This is a genomic window from Bacillus cereus, assembly GCF_007678085.1.
Classification (GTDB): Bacteria; Bacillota; Bacilli; order Bacillales; family Bacillaceae_G; genus Bacillus_A; species Bacillus_A cereus_BE.
Map to the genome: position 1 here is coordinate 539,016 of NZ_VEDW01000004.1, position 24,108 is coordinate 563,123.

Genomic DNA, 24,108 nt, shown 5'->3' on the forward strand with positions numbered 1-24,108 from the left:
GAAAGCCAAGACCCTTTGGCAGCCTCACAGGACTACATTTAAAAGGGCTTTACTTATCGTATATGCTTACTCGATCTTGTTGATCTGTCTCTTGCAAATCAACTTCGATACGCTCTTCACTTGATGTTGGAATGTTCTTTCCTACATAATCAGCGCGAATTGGTAGTTCACGATGACCTCTATCAACAAGAACCGCCAGTTGGATTTGTGATGGTCTACCTAAATCCATAAGAGCATCCATTGCTGCTCGAACTGTTCTTCCTGTATATAATACATCATCCACAAGGATAACTTTTTTCTTCGTAATATCTACAGGGATATCAGAACCTTTTACAAGTGGTTCTTCATTTTTCGATTGTAGTGTTAGATCATCACGATATAACGTAATATCTAGCTCTCCAACTTCCATTTCTTTTCCTTCAATTTGACCAATTCGTTCTGCCAAACGTTGTGCAATAAAAATTCCACGAGTTTTAATTCCGACAAGAACACAATTATCGACACCTTTATTTCGTTCCACGATTTCATGACTAATTCGTGTTAAAGCGCGGCGAATCATTTGGTCATCTAAAACGACAGCTTTCTCTTGCATGCTCTACACCTCCAAGCTTTTTTTCTTGCGTGAGAGTAATGGTATAAAAAAAGTCCTCTCAGCGTGTGCGAGAGGACTTTTGAAAAAAGGGTACAGCATACCCTATGTATTTCAAACCGTTACCTTCTCAACCTCACGGGGCTGTGTTAAAGGATCATTATTTAACTGTTGTCAGTATCTCAGTTTTCTTATGATTTGTCAATACTATTTCCGTAAAATATTTAATGCGTCTTCAAACACTTCTGGAATCGGTGCCTCAAACTGAATATATTCACCAGTACGAGGATGGTCAAACCCTAAAATACCTGCGTGAAGTGCTTGTCCATTCATGTCTAATGTTTTCTTCGGACCATACTTCGGATCTCCTGCAAGTGGATAGCCAATATATTTCATATGAACACGAATTTGGTGCGTACGTCCCGTTTCTAAGCGACATTCTACAAGTGTAAAATCTTTAAAGCGTTCTAACACTTGGAAGTGCGTAACAGCATTCTTACCATTTTCATCAACTGTCATGCTTTGACGTTCTTTCTTATCGCGACCAATTGGCGCATCGATCGTTCCTTTATCATGCGGAATCACACCGTGTACAATTGCTTTGTAACGTCTTGTTACTGTTTTTGCTACAAGTTGATTTACAAGTGATTCATGCGCCATATCATTTTTAGCAACCATTAATAGTCCAGATGTATCTTTATCAATACGATGCACGATACCGGGACGCATTACACCGTTAATACCTGAAAGATCTGTACAATGGTGCATAAGTCCGTTTACAAGCGTACCGCTTGTATGCCCTGGAGCTGGATGTACAACCATACCACGTGGCTTATTTACAACGAGTACATCTGCATCTTCATAATAAATTTCTAAGTTCATATCTTCTGCTTGGATATCTAGCTCTTCTGGATCAGGAATCGTTACTGTAATTTCATCATTTTCTTTAACTTTATAATTCACTTTTACCGACTTTCCATTAACTGTAACAACATCATCTTTAATCCATTGTTGTACTTGTGAACGTGACCATTCACTGTTTATTTCTGCAACGAATTTATCAATTCGCTCGCTTTTTTGTTCTTCTGCAACTGTTACTTGTACTACTTCACTCATTCAATTACTCCTTCGTTTTCTTGCCTTCTAATAATGTTTGAATAATAATTAATACAACACCAATACATAATGCTGAATCAGCTATATTGAATACTGGATAGTTGTACGAGAAAATATACACGTGAATGAAATCCACTACTTCTTGTCTAAATACACGATCAATGAAATTACCAATTGCTCCGCCTAATATTAGACCTAATGAAATCCCTAGAAGTTTGTCTGTTTTCGCATATTTTTGCATATAAATTACGATAAATGCTACAAAAACGACTGTAATAATGTAGAAGAACCACATTTTATTTTCTAAAATCCCCCAGGCAGCTCCTCTATTTCGATGTGATGTTATGTATAATACATTATCGATAATCGGAATACTCATACCCAATTCCATGTTCTTTACAATTAGCCATTTCGATATTTGATCGATGGCAATGACAAATAACGCTATTACATAATATATCATTTTCATTTCCCCCACAAAGACAGTGTACCTCAAAATTTTAGCATAGCTGCAACCTTTTCACAATGAACCTTTATAGAAGAATAAAATAAATTAAAAAAAGGTAATATAATATCGTTGTGCGCATTCATACATTTACGTTTTCATAGAAGAATTCATGAATGGTACGGGCAGTTGGCATCGTCTTCATTTGTTTTACCGAAATTACTCTCCCCGTTTCTTCACAAATACCATACATATCTATTTCCATTTTGAATAATGCACGTTCTACATCTTTTAAGTCCTCTTTTATATCATGTAATAGGAGTTTTTTCTTTATCTCTTCCTTAATTTCATATCCAAGCTCTTCGCTAAACTCTGTATCATATTTGTGCATGACCTCTTTAGCTAGCCTCTCTTGTAACTCCTTTCGCATCAATTGCAATTCTTCTTTGATTTCCATATATATTTCATTCACGTGTACATTCCTCCCAGCTGCAATGTACGATTAGTGTGTCCGAAATTTCTATGCTTACCTCACACACATTTTTCCTTCATAGGAAAGAGAGTGAAAGTTATTTTAATATATCGTCAATAAAAAAACTGACTGCACTTACGCACAGTCAGTTTTTTTATTATTTTACGTAGTTTTCTTTAACAACTGTTGCACAACGCTCACATAATGTTTCATGTTCAGCATCTTTACCAATTGTTTCTGAAACTACCCAACAACGTTCACATGTTTCACCAGTTGCTTGAGCAACAACAACCGCTGTATGTTCATACTTCGGTGCTTCTGCTGGCGCTTCTTCCATCATGCCACCAAGTTTGTACTCAGAAACGATGAATAATTGTTTTAAGTCTTCGTTAATAGACTCTAACATAGCTTTCATTTCTGAAGTTGGATATAGCGTAATACTTGCATTTAATGACTTACCGATTACTTTTTCATTACGAGCTACTTCTAACGCTTTTAATACGTCATCACGTAATGTCATAAATGCATCCCATTTTGTTTTTAATTCTTCCGCACCATCTAATTGTACAGCTTCTGGCATATCAGTTAATTGTACACTTTCTTCTGTTACACCTGGAATGTATGGCCATACTTCATCAGCTGTATGCGGTAAGATTGGTGTTACAAGTTTCGTCAATGCAACAAGAACATCATATAATACAGTTTGAATTGCACGACGATCTTCATGGTTTGCACCTTCAATGTATAAAATGTCTTTTGCAAAGTCTAAGTAGAATGAACTTAAATCAATTGTACAGAAGTTATGAATTGCATGATATACAGCAGCAAAGTCGTATGTCTCATATGCTTCTTTCACTTTTGTAATTAAGTCATTTAATTTCACTAACATGTAACGATCTACTTCACGAAGTTCAGCTACAGCTACTGTATTTTCACTTGGCTTAAAGTCGTCTAAGTTTCCTAATAAGAAACGGAATGTGTTACGGATTTTACGATACACTTCTGCTACCTGTTTTAAAATATCATCTGAAATACGTACGTCAGATTGATAGTCAACAGAAGATACCCATAAGCGTAAAATGTCTCCGCCTAATTGATCCATAATTTTCTTAGGTACGACGATGTTTCCAATCGACTTACTCATTTTACGTCCTTCACCATCTAATACGAAACCATGGCTTAGTACGCCTTTATATGGAGCTTTACCTGTTACAGCAACTGCTGTTGATAATGAAGAGTTAAACCAACCACGATACTGGTCAGATCCTTCTAAATATAAATCAGCTGGACGTTGTAAGTCTTCGCGCTCTTCTAATACCGCTTGGTGAGAAGAACCTGAATCGAACCATACATCCATGATGTCTGTTTCTTTACGGAATTCACCATTCGGGCTACCTGTATGTGTAAATCCTTCTGGTAATAGATCTTTCGCTTCACGCTCAAACCATACGTTAGAACCGTGCTCACGGAATAAATCTGCTACATGGTTAATTGTTTCATCTGTAATAATTGGATCACCATTCTCAGCATAGAATACAGGAATTGGCACACCCCATGCACGCTGACGAGAAATACACCAGTCACCACGGTCACGAACCATATTATGAAGACGAGTTTCTCCCCATGCTGGTACCCATTTTGTTTCCGCAACAGCTTCTAATAATTCTTTACGGAACGCTTCAATAGATGCAAACCACTGTGCTGTCGCACGGAAAATAATTGGTTTTTTCGTTCTCCAATCATGTGGGTATGAATGCGTAATGAATGTTAATTTCAGTAACGCGCCTACTTCTTCTAATTTCTCTGTAATTGGCTTGTTAGCTTTATCATAGAATAAGCCTTCAAATCCAGGTGCTTCATTTGTTAATACACCTTTATCATCAACTGGACAAAGTACTTCTAATCCATACTTTTTACCAACAACGAAGTCATCTTCCCCGTGTCCTGGTGCTGTATGAACACAACCTGTACCTGCATCTGTTGTTACGTGATCACCTAGCATAACTAATGAATCACGATCGTAGAATGGATGTTTCGCAACTGTATACTCCAGTTCGCTACCTTTTACCGTTTTCACAACTTCAGCATTTTCCCACTCTAACGTTTTTGCAACTGTCTCAAATAGTTCAGAAGCAATAATATATTTTTCATCATTTACTTTTACAATAGCGTATTCAAGTTCTGGGTGAACAGAAATACCTAAGTTTGCAGGTAACGTCCAAGGTGTTGTTGTCCAGATAATGTATTTCTCATCACCTTCTAATACGTTCTTTCCGTCTTTTACAGGGAATGCTACGTAAATAGATGCTGATTTTTTATCTTGATATTCAATTTCAGCTTCTGCTAAAGCTGATTCACTCGTTGGAGACCAGTAAACTGGTTTTTGCCCTTTATAGATATAACCTTTTTTCGCCATATCACCAAACACTTTAATTTGTTGCGCTTCATAAGCTGGCTCTAAAGTAATGTATGGGTTATCCCAATCAGCACGTACACCTAAACGCTTAAATTGTTCACGTTGACGTTCTACTTGTTCATATGCATACTCTGCACATAACTTACGGAACTCAGCAACTGTCATTTCTTTACGCTTTACACCTTTATTTGTTAAAGCTTGCTCAATTGGTAAACCGTGTGTATCCCAACCTGGCACATATGGTGCACAGTAACCAGTCATTGATTTATAACGCACGATAAAGTCTTTTAATACTTTATTTAATGCATGCCCCATATGAATGTCACCATTCGCATATGGAGGTCCATCATGCAGTACGAATAAAGGACGACCTTTCGTATGTTCTTGTACCTTTTCATAAATATTCATTTCAGCCCACTGTTCTTGCATTGCAGGCTCACGTTTTGGTAAATTCCCACGCATTGGGAACTCTGTTTTTGGCATTAGTAATGTATTTTTGTACTCCATGCTCAATTCCTCCTTACATGTATAAAAGAAACACTTAAAAAACGGAATAAAAAAGAGACCTTCTCATCCCAAAAAGGGACGAGAAAGTCTCCCGCGGTACCACCCTAGTAGATCCTATACATATGTATACAATCCTCTTTATATTCTTAACGCGAATATACGCCTACGCTTACTCTATTTGTTCAGCGCGGAACTCCAGGGTGATATTCCCATTATCTCCTTATCCTGAGCTTACACCATCCTCAGTTCGCTATATAAGGTATGAAAAAGGTACTTATCCCTATCTTCGTTTTTCTTAATAAATATGTTGTTTAAAATTATATGTAATAATGAGAAAAACGTCAAGCTTACACTGTTTCTTCTTTTTTCAACAGCTCGTCTACTTCGTCTTCTAACTCAATTAGTTTATCCCAATCATCGTTGTTTAACATTTCAAGCTGTGTTTCTAATAACATACGGAAACGAGTGCGGAATACTTTCGCTTGTTTCTTTAGCTCTTCAATATCAAAAGCAACTTTTCTTGATTTTACTAACGCTTCGTTAATAATACGGTCTGCATTCTTTTCAGCTTCACGTACGATTAATTTTGCTTCTTTTTGCGCATTACGTTTTACTTCTTCCGCTGCTTCTTGTGCAACAACGATAGATTTATTTAACGTATCTTCAATATTAGAGAAATGATCTAACTTCCCTTCTAATTGCGCAACTTTTTCTTCTAAAGCTTTTTTCTCACGAATGACTAATTCATAATCTTTGATAATTTGATCAAGAAACTCATTTACTTGATCTTCATCATAGCCACGGAATCCGCGACCAAATTCTTTGTTATGAATATCTAATGGTGTTAACGGCACAACGCCACCTCCAAGTAGTTATCTAAATTTCCTCTTTCAATTATATCTTTTCTTCGACAAAATAGGAGGATTTCCTTCTAAAAAACCAATCATTTTAGTATACCATACAAAATTCTCCATTTGTCGCGCTTTGTTCTACCTTCTACAGAAAACAATTTACTTCGTCCATATCCTCTCACTGAAAAAACATCTCCTGGATAACATTCATAAGAAGTTTGCTCCACAGTTTTCCAATTCACTTTTACTAAACCGTTTTTTATGAAAGGTTGTACTTTTTGTCTGGATATATGTAACATTTCAGCTAACATAACATCTAAACGAAGCGAAGAAACCGTTCCAGATTTCTCTCCCCACGTTTCTTGCATCTGTAGAATTTTTTCTCCTTGCACTGGTGATAAGGAGACTTTTACTTTCCCTATCGATTGTAAGTTCATCTCAATATAAGATACAACTTCTTTCGCAACTACAATTTGGGCACGATCTTCTTGAAGCAAAATATCACCACATTTTTCTCTCGTTAAACCAAGAGACATAAATGTACCTAATATTTGCCTATGCTCTAGCGTATAAAACTTGGAAGGATAGTCAATTTCCAATACTTCTACTTGAAATTCCTCTTCATTCACTTCTAGATAATCTGGATAAATGAGTGCTCTTTTACGCTCTGCATGAGGCGTTGCACCATCAAACTGTACAGCAACATCCCCTTGTCCTATTACCATAGTGACAATTTGTTGTTGTCTTGGATCAAGGAAGTCTGTTAACTTCACTTGATGGTACTCCGCTGCTCGCTTCCACTCTAACACCTTATCCACAAAGACCTCTTCATCGGGTCTGAAATGTTCATAGATGCTCATGTATTTAACCTCTTACTATAAGAAATAGCGGAATATACTTACTAAACCATTCGTAGCAAGCTTTAACGCAAAAATCGCAACGAGTGGAGAGATATCAATCATACCAAGCGGCGGGATAAATCTGCGAAATGGTTCTAAATACGGTTCACAAATACGCGCAAGAATTTCTCCAAAAGCTGATTCCTTTGCACCAGGGAACCACGATAGAAGAATGTAAATAATAAGTGCCCACGAGTAAATCTCGATAGCAGTAATTAAAACGTTTAAAACTGTTACCATGGCGTATTACCACCTCTTTATATTTGTGTCTTCTTCTTCACCGAATAACTCTGAAATTGCACCAACAATATCTACATTTTCAGGCGTACACATAAATGTTTTCGGCCCTATTTTTTGAATGTCCCCGCCTATAGCGTATACAGTACCACTTAAAAAGTCAACGATACGTACAGCTTGATCAGTAGACATTCGTTGTAAATTAATTACAACAGCTCGTCTACCTTTTAAATGGTCCGCAATCCCTTGTGCTTCTGAATATGTGCGCGGTTCTAATAAAACAACTTTTGAAGATTGCTTTGCCGTTTCAATGCTCACAACATTTTGTTTCGGTTGTGCTTTTGGAAACGTAACATCTTGTTGTTCTGGCGGATCTTGCTGTTTCTTCATGTCTGTTTGCTCCTTTTCATAACTATATTGAGCTGCTTCTTTTTCTTCCGGTGTATCAAAAAAGAAGTATTTTACTTTTGACCAACTCATAATAAGATTCTCCTTCCTTTTACACTTTTCCTACTAAAATCGTCCCCAAACGAATATATGTAGCACCTTCTTCAATTGCAATCGTGTAATCATTAGACATTCCCATTGATAACTCTCTACATGGCGCATGTAATAATTCTAGCTCCTGCACCTCTGTTTGTAGCTTACGTAACTCCTTAAAACAGCGTCTGATTTCTTCCTCTTCTTCTGTAAACGGAGCCATTGTCATTAGTCCAACCACTTCAATCTTATCCAGTTCTTGCAAACTTTGAATAAAAGAAATCGTTTCTTCTATTGCCAATCCTTGCTTTGATTCTTCAGATGATGTTTTCACTTGAATAAAACATTTCACTTTCTTATTAGCACGTTTTTGAATTTCTTTTGCAAGTGAAAGACGATCTAACGAATGTAAGTAATCAATTTCATTAATGATTTCTTTTACTTTTCTCGTTTGTAAGGATCCAATAAAATGCCAATTCACTTTTGAACCAAAATATTCGTACTTCTGTAAGAAACCTTCATTTCTATTTTCACCTAAATCGATAATTCCAGCTTCAATTACTTCGTTTGTTTTTTCAATTCCTACCGTTTTTGTAACCGCAACGAGTTTAATATCTTGCACCGAACGTCCCGCTCGTGCACAAGATTGTTTAATTGTTTCGTTTACAGTTGTTAAATTTTTTTGTACTGTCACTTGCTTTCTTCCTCCTTAAAACCTATGAAACTCAACATTCTCCCTGTCTTACCTTGATCACGACGATGAGAGAAAAATAGTTGCTCTTCACAGCTTGTACAAAGAGATGACATGACAATATTCTCTTCTTTTATGCCTGCTTGTACACATAATATACGATTAATTTCTTTTAAATTAATTGCGTACTGCCCATCAGAAATTTTTTTATAAGGGACAGAACCATTTACTACTTGCTCTGCTGCTGTTAACACTCTATCATCAACAACGTAACAACAAGATCCAATTGCTGGTCCAATTGCAACATGAATTTCATCACTTGAAATCCCTTCTGCATTCCATTTTTGAATCATTTCCTTTGCAATCTCTTGTACAGTCCCTTTCCATCCAGCATGAGCAAGTCCTATCATACCATGTGATGGCGCATAAAAATAGAGTGGAACACAATCCGCGTAACAAGATGTTAGAAGAACATCATTATTAGTCGTATAAATGCCATCTGTTTTCGAAATGCCGTCTTCATATGAATAGACGCCACTTCCTTTTTCTTCTTGTCCTACTTTTTCAACATGATGATCATGAACTTGTTCAGAGCAAATCCAGTTTTCTAACGGTTTTTGTAACTTATTTGCTAAAATGCGTCTGTTTTCATGAACGTTCTCCACGATATCATTCACATGTAATCCTAAATTCATCGCATGAAAGGAGCCCGTACTTACTCCACCATCTTTTGTCGTAAATCCAGCAGTAATGTTTCCAAGTTCTTTCCACGCTTGTAAATACAGTATACCGTCCACATATTTAAATGGTTCTATCATAAAAGCGGCTCCTTTTAATTAAAATAACATAAAAAAGCATGGTACTTCCTGTCTATTTTACCATACTTTTATTTTTTCATAATGCCAACAGAAAAAAAAGAGGAATTTGTAATATTCTTTATGAAATTGTCGGTGTTTGTATTGATTCTGTTACAGAATTAATAGGATTTACTCTAACAAGTATGACATCTTCCCCAATTTTCACAATTTCCTTCCAAGGAATTACAATTTCTACATCTTTCCCAAAAATCCCCAACATACGTGCCTGTTTGGAAATAATAATAGACCCGATCTTCCCTGTGTTCATATCAATTTCAATATCTCCAATATTCCCAAGCCTTTTTCCATCTGAAACATTTATTATATCTTTCATCTGCAATTCCGAAATTCGTATCACTTTCATCCTCTCCCTTATATATGACGAATTGAAAAAGCACTGTTTCTCAAATTAACAGGAAGCACCCTCTACTAACCTCATATTATTTTCATTATATGAACACAGCTACCCTACTATGAGCGCAAACAAACTATATTACATATAAAAAGGTTTCACCATAAATGGTGAAACCTTATCCTTGAATCGTCTTATTCATTTGTTTAATAGCTGATTTCTCTAAACGTGACACTTGCGCTTGAGAAATCCCAATTTCTTCCGCAACTTCCATTTGTGTTTTTCCTTGGAAGAAACGTTTTCGAATAATCATTTTCTCACGATCATTTAAACGCTTCATTCCTTCTTTTAGCGCTAACTCTTCAACCCACTGCTCGTCCTTTTGTTTTTCATCACTTAACTGGTCCATAACAAAGATAGGATCTCCCCCATCGTTATAAATCGGTTCAAATAATGAAACTGGATCTTGAATCGCATCTAATGCAAAAACAATTTCTTCATGAGTCACTTCAAGCACTTTTGCAATATCCATTGCTGTTGGTTCTTTTGAATTTTCTGCAATCAATTTCTCTCTTACTTGTAACGCTTTATACGCAATATCTCGTAATGATCGAGATACGCGAATCGGATTATTATCACGCAAATATCTGCGTATTTCCCCAATAATCATCGGCACAGCATACGTTGAAAATTTTACATTTTGGCCTAAATCAAAGTTATCAATGGATTTCATAAGTCCGATGCAACCAACTTGAAATAAATCGTCAACATATTCTCCTCTGTTATTAAATCTTTGGATGACGCTCAGTACAAGACGTAAGTTTCCATTCACTAATTTCTCTCTTGCGCTTATCTCTCCACTTTGCATTTCACGAAATAATTTACGCATTTCATCATTTTTTAGTACGGGAAGTTTAGCTGTATCAACACCGCAAATTTCTACTTTGTTTCTCGTCAAAGTGTTCCCTCCTATCGGGAGTTGCTGTACAGTGTAAAGTATTTCCTTTGAAGGGGATTTTATGCATGCGGTTTTCTCTTCATTTTTCATTTAAGTTGTCTTTCCTCATACAATGAAAGAGAATAAGACCAGCCTAGATAACGGCTGGTCTTATTCTTTACACCATTTTATTAAATTCTTTTCGTAACCTTTTTATGATTCTTTTTTCTAAACGCGAAATGTATGACTGTGAAATCCCAAGCATATCCGCTACATCTTTTTGCGTCTTTTCCTCTTCTCCAGCAAGCCCAAACCGAAGTTCCATAATTTGTTTTTCGCGATCATTTAATTGATGTAATGCTTTCATTAGAAGATGACGATCAACAGTGGCTTCTAAATCTTTTGTAATAATATCATCATCTGTCCCTAATACATCTGATAATAAAAGTTCATTCCCGTCCCAATCGATGTTAAGCGGTTCATCAAAAGAAACTTCTGAACGATTTTTATTATTCCGGCGCAAATGCATTAAAATTTCATTTTCGATACAACGTGAGGCATATGTTGCTAATTTTATTTTCTTTTCTGGATTAAATGTATTCACCGCTTTAATAAGGCCGATTGTTCCAATGCTAATCAAATCTTCAATATTTATCCCTGTATTTTCAAACTTTCTTGCTATATATACGACTAGCCGTAAGTTGCGTTCAATCAGTAACGATCTTGCTGCCTGATCTCCTTTTGGCAATTTATTCAAAAGAACTTCCTCTTCTTCTTTCGTTAACGGTGGTGGCAACGCTTCACTTCCACCAATGTAATAAATTTCATCGGTCTTAATTCCTAATTTCAGCAATACTTTATACCAAAGGTATACTAAATAAAATTTTAATTTCATCATATTATCCCGCCTCCCATTATTAAGCAATTACCATTTTTTGCGAAATTAACATTTTCGGATGCACAATACATTGATACTCTCCATTGGTTGACAACTGTTGTGTATTTAATCCAATCAATACTTTACTGACTACAATAGAACTACCTTCATGATCAATTTGTACACTGTCTGGCTTAACGGCCCATAAAAATTGACTCTCTACTCCTACTGCTCGGAAAGGAATTAAGCGTAATTTTGTCGCCCACCCAGAATCATTTTCTGGTATTTGAGGAATCTCTGTTTTGGAATAAATTTGTTCTGTTAACCAAGCTGGCAAGCAATGTTCTAATGATGAAATATGCATAATCATAACGGGTGTTTTTGTTAACGGATCGTAAAGTTGGTTCCCACTATCAATTAAACCTGTGAGTTCTAGTTCCTCTTCAGCTAATTGAATTTTCAATTTCACAATTTGATCATAGTGTATTTTTGTAACTTCTACGCTTTCAATACGCTTTTTAGAAAAATAATAAATTACCGGAAAACCAAAAATAACAAACAACCAGCTAATTGGATCACCGTAAGAAATTGATTGAGATTGAACCAATCCATTTACCATTTCATTCGTTTGCAAAAAGAAATGAGTCCCAATTAACCCTCCGCCAACCATAAAAGTTACAAAGTAAAAAGTAAAAACAGCTTGTGCATAATTTCTAAACGTTGTAAACCCAAATGCTGTATACACAATAAGTAACGAGTACAATAGTTTCATAATTGGATGTGTCATCATAGAAGCAAAAGGAGTAAAGGCAAAAATAACAATGGTTGAACCTATAAATGCCCCTAACACAAGCCTCCATCTTTTGATCTTCTTTTTTAACACGGTAGCTGTTAATAAAAGTAAAAGAAAATCAATGCAGGCGTTTAACAACCAAACAACGTCGGCGTAAACAACCAAACAATTCACCTCTTTTTTTAAGTTGAGACTAGTATAATGCATATCCAATAGGAAAGTGTGTCAATTTGCGGAGGTGTTTTTTTGTTATTTTGTGCTTTCTAGACATAATCTGTCGGTAAAAAATAAAAGTATATGTTTCATAGAATACTATATCTTTTTACTTACATATAAAGTGAAACTTTAATCCCCCCGCACCAATCAGGCTGCCCAACAAATAGCGAGATAAATTGAAATATATAAAATAAAAAAAGACCTGCTTAGCAGATCTTTTCCCTGTATAAAACAAAAAAGGAGCATGAAAGCTCCTTTTCTTTTATCGTCTACGACGATTACGTAAGAATGCTGGAATATCGATATCATCTGAATCTGAATGACGCTCGTGTACAACCGGCTCTTCACGCTTCATTTCACGTTTTACTTCACGTTGTTTTGAAGGTTGAGCTACTGGCTGTTGCTGTTGTTGCGTGTGATTCGCATTCGGACGGATAATTGGTTTTGGTGGTTGAGTTGCAATACTATCATCAAAACCAGTTGCAATTACAGTTACAACGATATCATCTTTTAATCCTTCATTAATAACAGAACCGAAGATCATATTTACTTCTGGATCTGAAGCTGAAGCTACAATGTCTGCCGCTTCTTGTACTTCATATAAGCTTAAATTAGCTCCACCAGTAATGTTCATGATAACACCTTGAGCTCCATCAATAGATGTTTCTAATAATGGACTAGAAATCGCTTTTTTCGCAGCTTCAGCAGCACGATTTTCTCCATTACCAGAACCAATACCCATTAAAGCAGAACCTCTATTAGACATAATTGTCTTTACGTCTGCGAAGTCTAAGTTAATTAAACCTGGTGTTGCAATTAAATCAGAAATACCTTGAACACCTTGACGTAATACGTTATCTGCTTCACGGAATGCTTCTAACATCGGCGTATTTTTATCAACAATCTCTAATAAGCGATCGTTTGGAATTACAATAAGAGTATCTACATTTTCTTTAAATGCCGCGATACCAGATGCTGCTTGTGTTGCACGCTTGCGTCCTTCAAATGTAAATGGACGTGTTACAACACCAACTGTTAATGCACCTAATTCTTTTGCAACTTGAGCAACAACTGGAGCTGCACCAGTTCCAGTTCCGCCGCCCATACCAGCAGTTACGAAGACCATATCTGCACCACGAAGTGCTTCTTGGATCTGTTCTTTACTTTCTTCTGCAGCTTTTTTCCCTACTTCAGGGTTTGCACCTGCACCAAGTCCACGTGTTAATTTCCCACCAATTTGCATTTTTGTTTCAGCTTTTGATAGATTTAATGCTTGGGCATCAGTATTCACAGCGATAAAGTCTACACCTTGTACACCATGTTCAATCATACGGTTTACAGCATTGTTTCCGCCACCGCCGACACCGATAACTTTTATATTCGCTAATTGATCTTGAGTAGTATCAAACTCTAACATGTCGAAATCCCCCTAGAACCTCATTTTTCGTGTCCAATTTTAATCCCATAAATAACGGAATACACGTTTTACTTTTGACATCATGCGGTCATCATTTTGATTATTATTGTTTTGATTACGAGTTTTTTGTTTCGCAGGTTGCTGTTGTACCGGCGTTGGTGCTGGTGCTGGTACTGGTTCAAAATGCTCTTGCTTTTCCTGCACATTTTTCCCACGTAATTTAGCTTTTTGATAAGAATGTTTAATTAATCCCACTCCACTTGTATATTGTGGCTCACGCACACCAATATAATCAGGAGTTGCTATACGAACATTTTCATGTAAAATATCATATGCAAGATCAAGAACACCTGGCATAGAAGCAATTCCACCAGTTAGTACATATCCAGAAGCTACTTGCTTTACTCCTAACTTACGCACTTCATCTTGAACAAACATTAAAATTTCCTCTACGCGAGCCTCGATTATATCCGATAATTCCAACTGAGAATATTGTTCTGTTTGATCGCTTCCCATAATAGGAACCGTAAACATCTCTTCTTCAGATGCTGTATCATAAAAAGCATGTCCATATTTCAACTTAATTTGATCTGCATTTTCTGTTGAAGTTTTCAACCCAATCGCAATATCCTTCGTTATATGATCTCCACCTAATGGTAATACGCTCGTCGCTTGTAACTCTCCATCTTTAAAAATAGATAAAGTTGTAGATCCTCCCCCCATATCAACAAGGGCTACTCCTCTATTTTTTTCATCTGAAGATATAGCAACTGTTGCAGCCGCTAAAGGTTGAAGACAAATATCAACAATTTCAAGACCTGCTTTTTCTACACAACGAAGTAGGTTATGTAGTAAAGTTCTCGAGCCCGTTATAAGTGTACCTTCCATTTCTAATCTTACACCGATCATCCCGCGTGGATCGTTAATCTCGTCAAGACCGTCTACAATGAACTGTCGAGGTACCACATCAATAAACTCACGTTCTGGAGCAATTGACACAACTTGTGCTGCATCTAGAACGCGTAAGACATCTTCATTCCCGATTTCACGATCTTCATTTGAAACAGCGACTACTCCGTGACAAGGAAGTAGCTGTACCTGGTTTGCATTGACACCTACTACAACTTGCTCAATGTGGATTCCCACCATGCGCTCAGCTTGTTCAATTGCTTTTTTAATTGATCGAACAGTCTCGTCTATATCAACTATCGATCCCTTCTTTAAACCATTTGATTTTACATTTCCAACACCAATAATGTTTAAGCTGTCATTAACCATTTCACCAATGATGACTTTAACATTGGATGTACCGATGTCAAGACTAACATATATTTCATTGCTGTTCATTCTTTGGCACCTCCTTCTTTATTTATACCATACAACTCAATATATGGAACAACAATCGCAACTTTACTATTTATAAGAAAAATATTCAACGTCTTTATACGTTTCCCTTTTTTAACCCTATATTTTTCTTATTTTTATTTAACATTCATTTAAGAATATCGCAGTAAACTGTGAATAACTGCTTATCTTGAAATAATTCTATTTCAAGTGTAAAGATTACCGCCAAGTATAAGTCTACACTAAGATGTACTCATAGAAAAGTGAAACTTGTACCAATCCTAGTATGAATCTAAGAATTTTTACATCTTTTTCATCAAATGAACCATTCTTGTAAATTCAGATGCATCAAGCAGAACGTTCGTTTCGTTTTTTCTACAATAACGTAGTAAAAACTATCGTTCTATTCTTTTTTTTCTTCCGCTCCTAATTCTTTCGTATATGCCCCTACTTCTAAGTCAATTAATACCTTTTTACCCGGCTCAATTGTTTTTAAGATAAGGGGATAAGCTTCCATACGCTTTGCGAAATTTTGAATCGTAGTGCTCACTTCGTATCCTTCGTTCATATATAAAGTAAGATGATCTTCATTCGCATTCGTCGGTGAATAACGAATTTCAGAAATAGACCTTAAAATAGTTGGTGTTAATTTCTCAAGCTCAGCAATTAACTCCTTCATTTTCTCCTCTTTAAAAGGTTCAAAAATTGGCGCTGCAACAGGAAGTTTTCCGTTCGGGAGTACATCAAGTGTTTTCCCGTTCTCTAATAACGGTTGTAATTTCCCATCTTTGTTTATATAACCAATCGTTACATATTCTTCAATATGAACATCAATTTTATTTGGAAAACGTTTTTTTACATTTACTGCTTTAATTTCTTTTCTTTTCGTTAGGTTTTCTTCTGCTTTATGTGCTGTCACTCGGAAATAACTTGTATCATACGTCACACCTGATTCCTTCATCACTTGTTCATCTGTCATATAATGATTTCCAAACACACTTATCTTTTTGATATTGCTTAGCGGAGACCGAAAGTAAATTAAAAAGAGCACTAATAAAAATAAAATTGATATGTATAAAATCAACCGATGATTAACATTTTTCTTGTTTTTCTTCTGTTGATTTTTTAACTTTGGTACACGATCCTGTAGTTTAATCACTTTACTATTTTTCATGTACGATCCCCCTACGTAACATAAAGAACGGCATGTTCTTCATGCCGTTCTTATCTTCTTATTATAACATAAATGATAATGAGCGGAACGAATAACCGTTATCTTCCAATGATTTCTACTTCTGTATGCATTTCTACGCCAAATTTATCCTTAATTGTTTGTTTTATTAATGCTATTAAAGATAAGACATTTTGCGCGCTGGCTCCCCCAGTATTAATAATAAAATTCCCATGCATTTCAGAAATTTGAGCTCCGCCTATTTGATACCCACGAAGCCCCGCCTTTTCTATTAAGTCTCCTGCAAAGTATGGAATTGGATTCCGAAATATACTTCCTGCACAAGGATGATTCCATGGCTGCGTTTCACGGCGGTAATCTTTATTCTTTTGCATGACGCTTACGATTTCTTCACGCTCTCCTACCTGTAATTGAAACTCAGCTTCCAAAACAATACCCGGACGTTTCGTTTGCAATACAGAAGTACGATAGGAAAACTCCATTTCTTCATGCATTAACCAATCAAGAGTTCCGTTTTCAAACAAAATGAGTGCTTTTGATAATATGTTTGATATATCCGATTTATGTGCTCCTGCATTCATATAGACTGCACCACCAACACTTCCTGGAATACCACTGGCAAATTCCAGGCCGGATAACCCTTGACGACTAAGTAAAGTTGATAATTTAATAAGGGGATACCCACCACCAACTCTTACTCTATGTTTTTCGACTTCTAAGTGGTCTAATCCTTCTCCTAAACGAATAACGACACCTTCTATACCTAGATCAGATACAAGAAGGTTCGACCCCCGACCAATTACAGTCCACTCTGTTTTATATTTTTTTACTAACTGCAATGTTTTTTCAATACCGGCAACATGCTTTGGCACAATTAAAATATCAGCTGGTCCACCTATTTTCATAGTGGTATAACGCGCTAACGGTTCATTCACTAATACGCGACCAACATTTGCTTCTATAAGCTCATTTACTAATTGCTCCATAAACAATCTCCCCCATACTAAGTATCCTTATTACAGTAGTATGCAGGGCGTTCACCTAACGTTATTTTTTTACAAGCTTATTCATTACTTCATATAGCTTATTTGCTGCATCTGGAATACCTAATTGCCCCGCAGCCAGCTTCATATTTTGTAATGTTTGTGCATCTAATAAAATCTCATCAATATCACGAATAAGTGTTTCTGCTGTTAAATCTTTTTCAAGCAACATTTTTGCTGCTCCTTTATCCACAACAGAACGTGCATTTTTTTCCTGATGGTTATTCGTTACGTAAGGACTCGGAATTAACACACTTGGCTTACCTAACGCTGTTAATTCTGCAAGTGTTGTTGCCCCCGCTCTTGAAACAACAAGATCTACACCTGTAAGTACCTCTGGCATATTATGAATGAAAGGTTTAATAATAACATTATTTGGATTCCCTTTTTGCTTCACAGCTTCCATCACTTTGTCATAATGAACTTCACCTGTTACATACAATATTTCGTAACTTTTATTTCCAAACTGTTCAATTGCCTCTACGAAAGCATCATTAATCGGTCTAGCCCCACGGCTTCCACCAAAAATAAGTACGGATTTTTTAGGTAAAGATAAACCTACGGAACGTTTTCCTTTCATTCCATTCTGATCCATTACTTCTGATGCTCGTGGATTTCCTGTCATGACCACTTTTGACTGTGGAAAATGCTCTGCAGCCGCTTCAAAACAAACTGCAACTTTATCAACATAGCGGCTTAAAAATTTATTCGTTACACCAGGTACACTATTTTGTTCATGTACAATGGTTGGAATACCTAATTTTGCCGCAGCATATACAACTGGTCCACATACATATCCACCTGTTCCAATCACAATATCCGGATTAAAACGACGAATATATCGTTTACTATCTTGTACACCCTTTAGAAAACGCATCACCGTTTTCACATTATCTAACGATATTTTACGCTTAAATCCACTTATAACAATAGATTGAAACGGTATACCTGCTTTAGGAACGATTGTGCTCTCTAATCCACTCTCCGTACCAATATATAAAAACCTTGCTTCCGGATTTAATTTTTTTATTTCTCTTATTAAAGCAAGAGCCGGATAAATATGACCTCCAGTGCCCCCACCACTTACTAATACACGCACTACTAACTCCTCCGCTTCTCTTTTCTTATTTCAGTCGTATTTATTTCTATATACATAATGTTTCTTCGCGCACATACGAAAAACCCTGTCTTATAAAACAGGGTTTAGTAGCGAGAATGGCGACTTATATTTAATAATACACCTACTGCCATTAACATTAATGTCAAACTTGATCCACCATAACTTAAAAACGGCAAAGTAATACCCGTAACAGGCATCAATCCTGTTACAACACCAACATTAATCATTACTTGAATCGCAATCATCGCCACAATACCTACTGCTAAAAACGTACCATATAAATCTGGCGCTCCTAAAGCTATACGAATCCCACGCCATAATAACAGACTAAATAATAATAACACAAATGAACCACCAATAAAACCTAATTCCTCAGATAAGATTGCAAATATAAAGTCTGTTTGTGGTTCAGGTAAATAAAGAAACTTTTGTCTACTTTGTCCAAGTCCGAGCCCGAATAATCCACCAGGTCCAATTGCGAGTAACGATTGAATAATTTGAAATCCACTTCCAAGCGGATCTGACCACGGATCTAAATATGATGTAATACGTTTCATTCGATACGGTGCTGATGCAATTAACCCTACAAATCCTGCTACACCAAGCAAACCAAACATCGCAAAGTGAAAGACCCTTGCTCCTGAGATAAATATCATAATAATACATGTCCCAACCATTACCGTTCCTGTGCCAAGATCTGGCTGTAACATAATCATCCCAAAAGCAAGAAATACAAAACTAAGAGCTGGTAATAAACCACGTTTAAAAGAAGTAATTAATTTTTGTCGTTCCGCTAAAAATTTTGCTAAGAAAATAATCATCGCAAACTTCATAAATTCTGACGGTTGAATGGAAAATGCCCCAATTCCAATCCAACTTCGCGCTCCTCCTCGAACAAGTCCTACCCCAGGAATAAGAACAAGAATGAGAAGAATGAAGCAAACTAGCAAAATTACTTTTGAATACGTACGCCACACCCAATAATCAATTTTCATAATAAAAAACATAGCCACTACACCAAGACTTGCAAATAGCAATTGCCTTTTCGCAAAAAAGAATGAATCCCCCATTTTATAAGAGGCCCAAACCGCACTCGCACTATACACCATAATCATTCCGATTGTTAACAACGCAAGTGTAACGATGATGAGAATAAAATCAGGCGTTTTCTTCATTACCCATAAACACCACCTCTTTAGGCAGAAACTTTTGCCCTATGTAACAAAACATCAGTAGGTGTTAGCCTACTGATGTTTTGATTTACTTTATATAAGTTTATGCACAGCTTGTATAAAAATGTCTCCTCTTTCTTCAAATGTTTTAAATTGATCCCAGCTTGCACATGCTGGAGAAAGAAGAATTACATCGCCATCTGTAGAATGAGCATAAGCTTTCACTACTGCTTCATCTAAAGTATCGACACTTTCAATTGTATCTAATCCCGCTTTTTCTGCAGCTCTTACTAATTTTGGAGCTGTTTGTCCAAATGTTACAATTGCTTTTACATTTTTGAAATATGGAATTAAATCATCGAATTCATTTCCACGATCAAGCCCACCTGCTAATAACACAATCGGTTGTGTAAACGCAGATAAAGCTTTTTCAGTCGCTAACATATTCGTTGCTTTTGAGTCATTATAAACCTTACGATTGTTAATAGTTGTTACATATTCTAAACGATGTTTTACACCTGTAAAACGTTTTAACACCGCCGTAATCGCTTCATTAGAAACACCCAATAATTTTGCGATACTCATCGCTGCTAAAATATTTTCTAAATTATGTTGACCAGGTAAAACGATATCGTCTACTTCAACAACTTTTTCACCTTTAAAATAAAGAGCATTATCTTTTATACACGCACCATCTTCAATTTCTTTTGTTGTCGAGAATAGTACTTTTTGCCCTTTACTATAAGCTGATAAAGCCATCACATCTGCATCATCTGCATTTATTACACTATAATCATTTTCTGTTTGGTTTTTAAAAATATTTGCTTTTGCTAAACCATACTCCTTCTTCGTCCCGTGATAATCTAAGTGGGCCTCAAATAAATTTAAAAACGCAGCAATTTTAGGTTGGAACAATTCTACTCCCATCAGTTGGAACGATGAAAGTTCTGTAACTACAACTTCATTTTCTTTTGCATCCTGTGCTACTTCACACGCTACAGTTCCTATGTTCCCTGCAATTACAGGATGCTTTTGTCCTTCTTTTAGCATTTCAAATGTAAGCATTGTCGTCGTCGTTTTACCGTTAGACCCCGTAATCCCAACAAATGGCGCTTCTGAAATACGATATGCTAATTCAACTTCCGTTACAATTGGAATTTGCTTTTCTTTCGCAGCAACTAATATTGGATTAGAATACGGGATTCCTGGATTTTTTACTACAAGAGAAATATTTCTCTCTAACAATTCTAAAGGATGACCACCACATACAACGTCCATTCCCTTTGCTTGTAATTCTGCAGCAAGTACATTATCTGCTAAAGGCTTTCCGTCATTTACAATAACATTTGCACCTAATTTTTGTAACAACGTAGCTGCTGCATAACCACTTTTTGCAATGCCTAACACAAGAATATTTTTATTTTGAAATTCAGTTACAGTTTTCAATTACATCCACACCCCGATATAAATTCCTAACACAGCTAATAAAAATCCTACAGACCAAAACGTCACAACAACACGCCACTCTGACCAACCACATAATTCATAATGATGATGTAATGGACTCATTTTAAACACACGTTTTCCTGTTGTTTTAAACGAAATAACCTGAATAATAACAGATAAAGTTTCCATTACGAATACTCCACCAATGATTACAAGTAGCAATTCTTGTTTTAATAAAATCGCTACAGCTGCAATGGCTCCACCTAAAGCTAAAGAACCTGTATCTCCCATAAACACTTTCGCTGGATTTGCATTAAATACTAAAAATCCAAGTACAGCTCCTACAACTGCCATACAGAATATCGCTACTCCAAATTGCTCTTGCGCTACTGCAATAATACTAAACGCTCCAAATGCAATAGCAGCTGTTCCTGATAATAAACCATCTAAACCGTCAGTTAAGTTAACTGCATTTGATCCACCAATAAGCATAAATAATACAAGTACAAAATACGCCCAACCTAATTCAAACTTAACATCTGTTCCCGGAATCATGATATATGTGTGGAACGCTTGCCCTTTTCCAATTAAAAAGAACGCAATAGCAATAACAAGCTGACCTACTAATTTTTGTTTTGATGTTAAACCAAGATTTCTCTTCTTAACTACCTTTATGTAGTCATCTAAAAATCCAATCAATCCGTAACCAAACGTTACTAATAGTAATAACGAAACCTCTGCACCTAAATGATTAAACTTAATTGCCATAATAAGTGAAGTGACCATCATAGATACATATATGACAATACCACCCATTGTCGGTGTCCCTGATTTCTTTTGATGTGACTTTGGTCCCTCATCACGAATACTCTGTCCGAACTTTAATTTCCTTAAAAATGGAATAAACAATGGCGAAAGGGCAACAGAAATTAAGAATGCTACCCCAGCCGTTACTAATAAACCTTGCTCAAGCACATGTAGTCCTCCTCTCACGTTGTTACTCTTCGTTGTTTAAACGCTCTGTAATTGCTTCTTTAGCGACTTCACGATCGTCAAAATGATGAACTTCTTTACCAATAATTTGATATGTTTCATGACCCTTACCAGCAATAATGATGATATCTTCAGCTTTCGCGTTAGCAATTGCATGGTATATCGCTTCTTTTCTATCAATGATTACTTCATAATTATTCCCATTTGCACCCTGTACCATATCATCTAAAATAGCCCCCGGCTCTTCACTTCTTGGATTATCTGAAGTGTAAATTGCATGAGTTGCATATTTTGTTGCAACACTTGCCATGATTGGTCTCTTTGTTCGATCTCTATCTCCGCCACAACCGACGATGCAATATACATCGCCTTTTGCGAACTGTTTTGCTGTTTTTAATACATTTTCTAAGCTATCTGGTGTATGTGCATAATCAACAATAACTGTATAATTTTGCCCACCATCAACTACTTCAAAACGTCCTGGAACTCCAGCTAGTTGCTTTATCACATCAATGACCGTTTCTAAACTTACACCAGAAACAAGTCCTGCTGCTGTTGCCGCTAGTACGTTATATACATTAAATTTCCCAATCAATTTCATCGTAACATTTACACTTTCATATGGTGTTACAAGTGTAAATGTAGTTCCACCACTCGTCATTACGATATCTTTGGCCATAATATCACTTGTTGTATCAATTCCATATGTTACAACAGTTGCCGCAGTACTTCTCATATATTCCGCAGTTACAGCGTCATCGTTATTCAGTACCGCGTATTTTTCACGATTATGATTATAACTATTGCCAAGTTGTGCAAATAGCAATCCTTTTGCATGTTTATATTCTTCCATCGTTTTATGATAGTCTAAATGATCTTGTGTTAAATTTGTAAACACTGCTACATCGTAATCACATCCGTGTACACGACCAAGATCTAAAGCATGTGACGAAACTTCCATTACTGTACTATCTACACCGTGTTCAACCATTTTTGAAAACGTCTGTTGAAGTGTTAGTGCATCTGGTGTTGTATTTTTCACCTCAAATGTTTCATCACCGATTTTCATATTAATCGTTCCAATTAGCCCCGTTTTATGACCATGTGCGCGCATAATCTCATCCATAATATGCGATGTTGTTGTCTTTCCATTTGTACCTGTAATTCCGATTAAATGTAACTTGTGTGTTGGTTGACCATAAAAATAATCAGCTAAAATCGCTAACGAACGAAAAGTGTTTTTCACAAGTACAACTGGAACGTCAACATCAATTGGTCTTTCCGCAACAATAGCAGCCGCTCCTTGTGCCGCTGCTTGCTTAGCAAAATCATGGCTATCAACCGTATACCCTTTCATACATACAAATAAGCTTCCCTCTTTCACTTTACGTGAATCAGCTTCTATAGATGTGATTTCTGGATTTTCTTTTGGAACAACTGGAAAATCATGCAAACATGATACAAGTGTATGCAACTTCATTTCACTAAACCCTCTCTACATTGTGTATTTATCTCTTTTTTAATAAGCAACACGTTACCTCCTAATTATGTAAAATAGGAGGTACGTGCCACTGTCGTCTAATAAATAGACTTATTTATAATTGAAACTCTTACGGTCTCAATTTAAGTAACTCTTCTATAAAGAA

24 protein-coding genes and 1 other annotated feature are annotated in these 24,108 nt (G+C 36.3%); all 24 genes read right to left on the minus strand.

Features of this window, described 5'->3' with window-relative positions; translation table 11 throughout:
- Positions 1-49 precede the first annotated feature (49 nt).
- The gene (pyrR, locus tag FS742_RS19845; protein WP_001156490.1) at positions 50-592 is read right to left on the minus strand and encodes a bifunctional pyrimidine operon transcriptional regulator/uracil phosphoribosyltransferase; all 543 of its coding nucleotides are present in this window, start codon (positions 590-592) and stop codon (positions 50-52) included.
- A 204-nt stretch (positions 593-796) separates the two neighbouring features.
- On the minus strand, positions 797-1,705 hold the full coding sequence (locus tag FS742_RS19850) for an RluA family pseudouridine synthase (protein ID WP_144614592.1): 909 nt from the start codon (positions 1,703-1,705) through the stop codon (positions 797-799).
- Between the two features lie 4 nt (positions 1,706-1,709).
- Positions 1,710-2,168, minus strand: a complete 459-nt coding sequence (gene lspA, locus FS742_RS19855) for a lipoprotein signal peptidase LspA (protein WP_144614593.1) — start codon at positions 2,166-2,168, stop codon at positions 1,710-1,712.
- A 124-nt stretch (positions 2,169-2,292) separates the two neighbouring features.
- Positions 2,293-2,622 carry a TraR/DksA C4-type zinc finger protein gene (locus FS742_RS19860; RefSeq protein ID WP_144614595.1) on the minus strand — a complete coding sequence of 110 codons (330 nt, stop codon included), beginning with the start codon at positions 2,620-2,622 and terminating at the stop codon, positions 2,293-2,295.
- Between the two features lie 157 nt (positions 2,623-2,779).
- Positions 2,780-5,545 carry an isoleucine--tRNA ligase gene (ileS2, locus tag FS742_RS19865; RefSeq protein ID WP_144614597.1) on the minus strand — a complete coding sequence of 922 codons (2,766 nt, stop codon included), beginning with the start codon at positions 5,543-5,545 and terminating at the stop codon, positions 2,780-2,782.
- Between the two features lie 71 nt (positions 5,546-5,616).
- Positions 5,617-5,841 (minus strand) — a binding site (T-box leader).
- A 51-nt stretch (positions 5,842-5,892) separates the two neighbouring features.
- On the minus strand, positions 5,893-6,399 hold the full coding sequence (gene divIVA / locus FS742_RS19870; RefSeq protein ID WP_001131611.1) for a septum site-determining protein DivIVA: 507 nt from the start codon (positions 6,397-6,399) through the stop codon (positions 5,893-5,895).
- An 89-nt stretch (positions 6,400-6,488) separates the two neighbouring features.
- Positions 6,489-7,256, minus strand: a complete 768-nt coding sequence (locus FS742_RS19875; protein ID WP_048563200.1) for a YlmH family RNA-binding protein — start codon at positions 7,254-7,256, stop codon at positions 6,489-6,491.
- A 15-nt stretch (positions 7,257-7,271) separates the two neighbouring features.
- Positions 7,272-7,535: a YggT family protein gene (locus FS742_RS19880; protein WP_073516116.1), complete on the minus strand. Its 264-nt coding sequence runs from the start codon at positions 7,533-7,535 to the stop codon at positions 7,272-7,274.
- Positions 7,536-7,541: 6 nt separating this feature from the next.
- On the minus strand, positions 7,542-8,012 hold the full coding sequence (locus FS742_RS19885; RefSeq protein WP_000119136.1) for a cell division protein SepF: 471 nt from the start codon (positions 8,010-8,012) through the stop codon (positions 7,542-7,544).
- A gap of 19 nt (positions 8,013-8,031) precedes the next feature.
- Entirely contained in the window at positions 8,032-8,706 is a 675-nt protein-coding gene (locus FS742_RS19890) for a YggS family pyridoxal phosphate-dependent enzyme (RefSeq protein ID WP_144614599.1), read from the minus strand.
- Positions 8,703-9,521, minus strand: coding sequence for a peptidoglycan editing factor PgeF (gene pgeF, locus FS742_RS19895; protein WP_144614601.1), 819 nt, complete (start codon positions 9,519-9,521; stop codon positions 8,703-8,705). The genes FS742_RS19890 and pgeF overlap by 4 nt, the downstream gene beginning before the upstream one ends.
- A 118-nt stretch (positions 9,522-9,639) precedes the next feature.
- Entirely contained in the window at positions 9,640-9,924 is a 285-nt protein-coding gene (locus tag FS742_RS19900; RefSeq protein WP_144614603.1) for a YlmC/YmxH family sporulation protein, read from the minus strand.
- 166 nt (positions 9,925-10,090) lie between these two features.
- Entirely contained in the window at positions 10,091-10,870 is a 780-nt protein-coding gene (gene sigG / locus FS742_RS19905) for an RNA polymerase sporulation sigma factor SigG (protein WP_000197753.1), read from the minus strand.
- 157 nt (positions 10,871-11,027) lie between these two features.
- Entirely contained in the window at positions 11,028-11,747 is a 720-nt protein-coding gene (gene sigE, locus FS742_RS19910; protein ID WP_000976947.1) for an RNA polymerase sporulation sigma factor SigE, read from the minus strand.
- Positions 11,748-11,766: 19 nt separating this feature from the next.
- Entirely contained in the window at positions 11,767-12,684 is a 918-nt protein-coding gene (gene spoIIGA, locus FS742_RS19915) for a sigma-E processing peptidase SpoIIGA (protein ID WP_144614605.1), read from the minus strand.
- Positions 12,685-12,997: 313 nt separating this feature from the next.
- A complete protein-coding gene (gene ftsZ, locus FS742_RS19920) occupies positions 12,998-14,152 on the minus strand; it encodes a cell division protein FtsZ (RefSeq protein WP_000888984.1) in 1,155 nt (384 codons plus the stop codon).
- A 39-nt stretch (positions 14,153-14,191) separates the two neighbouring features.
- Positions 14,192-15,499 (minus strand): cell division protein FtsA, encoded by a 1,308-nt coding sequence (gene ftsA, locus FS742_RS19925; RefSeq protein ID WP_001087553.1) that lies wholly within the window; start codon positions 15,497-15,499, stop codon positions 14,192-14,194.
- Between the two features lie 400 nt (positions 15,500-15,899).
- A complete protein-coding gene (gene divIB / locus FS742_RS19930; RefSeq protein WP_016086556.1) occupies positions 15,900-16,670 on the minus strand; it encodes a cell division protein DivIB in 771 nt (256 codons plus the stop codon).
- A gap of 98 nt (positions 16,671-16,768) precedes the next feature.
- Positions 16,769-17,674 carry a UDP-N-acetylmuramate dehydrogenase gene (murB, locus tag FS742_RS19935; RefSeq protein ID WP_144614607.1) on the minus strand — a complete coding sequence of 302 codons (906 nt, stop codon included), beginning with the start codon at positions 17,672-17,674 and terminating at the stop codon, positions 16,769-16,771.
- A gap of 61 nt (positions 17,675-17,735) precedes the next feature.
- Complete coding sequence (gene murG, locus FS742_RS19940) at positions 17,736-18,830, minus strand: undecaprenyldiphospho-muramoylpentapeptide beta-N-acetylglucosaminyltransferase (protein ID WP_001265424.1); 1,095 nt, start codon at positions 18,828-18,830, stop codon at positions 17,736-17,738.
- 104 nt (positions 18,831-18,934) lie between these two features.
- Positions 18,935-20,026: a stage V sporulation protein E gene (gene spoVE, locus FS742_RS19945; protein WP_144614609.1), complete on the minus strand. Its 1,092-nt coding sequence runs from the start codon at positions 20,024-20,026 to the stop codon at positions 18,935-18,937.
- A gap of 90 nt (positions 20,027-20,116) precedes the next feature.
- Positions 20,117-21,469, minus strand: a complete 1,353-nt coding sequence (gene murD, locus FS742_RS19950; protein WP_144614611.1) for a UDP-N-acetylmuramoyl-L-alanine--D-glutamate ligase — start codon at positions 21,467-21,469, stop codon at positions 20,117-20,119.
- The gene (gene mraY / locus FS742_RS19955; RefSeq protein ID WP_000893058.1) at positions 21,470-22,444 is read right to left on the minus strand and encodes a phospho-N-acetylmuramoyl-pentapeptide-transferase; all 975 of its coding nucleotides are present in this window, start codon (positions 22,442-22,444) and stop codon (positions 21,470-21,472) included.
- Positions 22,445-22,466: 22 nt separating this feature from the next.
- Positions 22,467-23,942, minus strand: a complete 1,476-nt coding sequence (gene murE / locus FS742_RS19960; RefSeq protein WP_144614613.1) for a UDP-N-acetylmuramoyl-L-alanyl-D-glutamate--2,6-diaminopimelate ligase — start codon at positions 23,940-23,942, stop codon at positions 22,467-22,469.
- Positions 23,943-24,108: the final 166 nt, after the last annotated feature.

Bases quoted from the DNA above. Each gene is read 5' to 3' on its own strand.
- pyrR (WP_001156490.1), bottom strand. From the start codon at position 592: ATGCAAGAGAAAGCTGTCGTTTTAGATGACCAAATGATTCGCCGCGCT.
- FS742_RS19850 (WP_144614592.1), bottom strand. From the start codon at position 1,705: ATGAGTGAAGTAGTACAAGTAACAGTTGCAGAAGAACAAAAAAGCGAG.
- lspA (WP_144614593.1), bottom strand. From the start codon at position 2,168: ATGATATATTATGTAATAGCGTTATTTGTCATTGCCATCGATCAAATA.
- ileS2 (WP_144614597.1), bottom strand. From the start codon at position 5,545: ATGGAGTACAAAAATACATTACTAATGCCAAAAACAGAGTTCCCAATG.
- FS742_RS19875 (WP_048563200.1), bottom strand. From the start codon at position 7,256: ATGAGCATCTATGAACATTTCAGACCCGATGAAGAGGTCTTTGTGGAT.
- FS742_RS19880 (WP_073516116.1), bottom strand. From the start codon at position 7,535: ATGGTAACAGTTTTAAACGTTTTAATTACTGCTATCGAGATTTACTCG.
- FS742_RS19885 (WP_000119136.1), bottom strand. From the start codon at position 8,012: ATGAGTTGGTCAAAAGTAAAATACTTCTTTTTTGATACACCGGAAGAA.
- pgeF (WP_144614601.1), bottom strand. From the start codon at position 9,521: ATGATAGAACCATTTAAATATGTGGACGGTATACTGTATTTACAAGCG.
- FS742_RS19900 (WP_144614603.1), bottom strand. From the start codon at position 9,924: ATGAAAGTGATACGAATTTCGGAATTGCAGATGAAAGATATAATAAAT.
- sigE (WP_000976947.1), bottom strand. From the start codon at position 11,747: ATGATGAAATTAAAATTTTATTTAGTATACCTTTGGTATAAAGTATTG.
- ftsZ (WP_000888984.1), bottom strand. From the start codon at position 14,152: ATGTTAGAGTTTGATACTACTCAAGATCAATTAGCGAATATAAAAGTT.
- ftsA (WP_001087553.1), bottom strand. From the start codon at position 15,499: ATGAACAGCAATGAAATATATGTTAGTCTTGACATCGGTACATCCAAT.
- divIB (WP_016086556.1), bottom strand. From the start codon at position 16,670: ATGAAAAATAGTAAAGTGATTAAACTACAGGATCGTGTACCAAAGTTA.
- murB (WP_144614607.1), bottom strand. From the start codon at position 17,674: ATGGAGCAATTAGTAAATGAGCTTATAGAAGCAAATGTTGGTCGCGTA.
- spoVE (WP_144614609.1), bottom strand. From the start codon at position 20,026: ATGAAGAAAACGCCTGATTTTATTCTCATCATCGTTACACTTGCGTTG.
- murE (WP_144614613.1), bottom strand. From the start codon at position 23,942: ATGAAGTTGCATACACTTGTATCATGTTTGCATGATTTTCCAGTTGTT.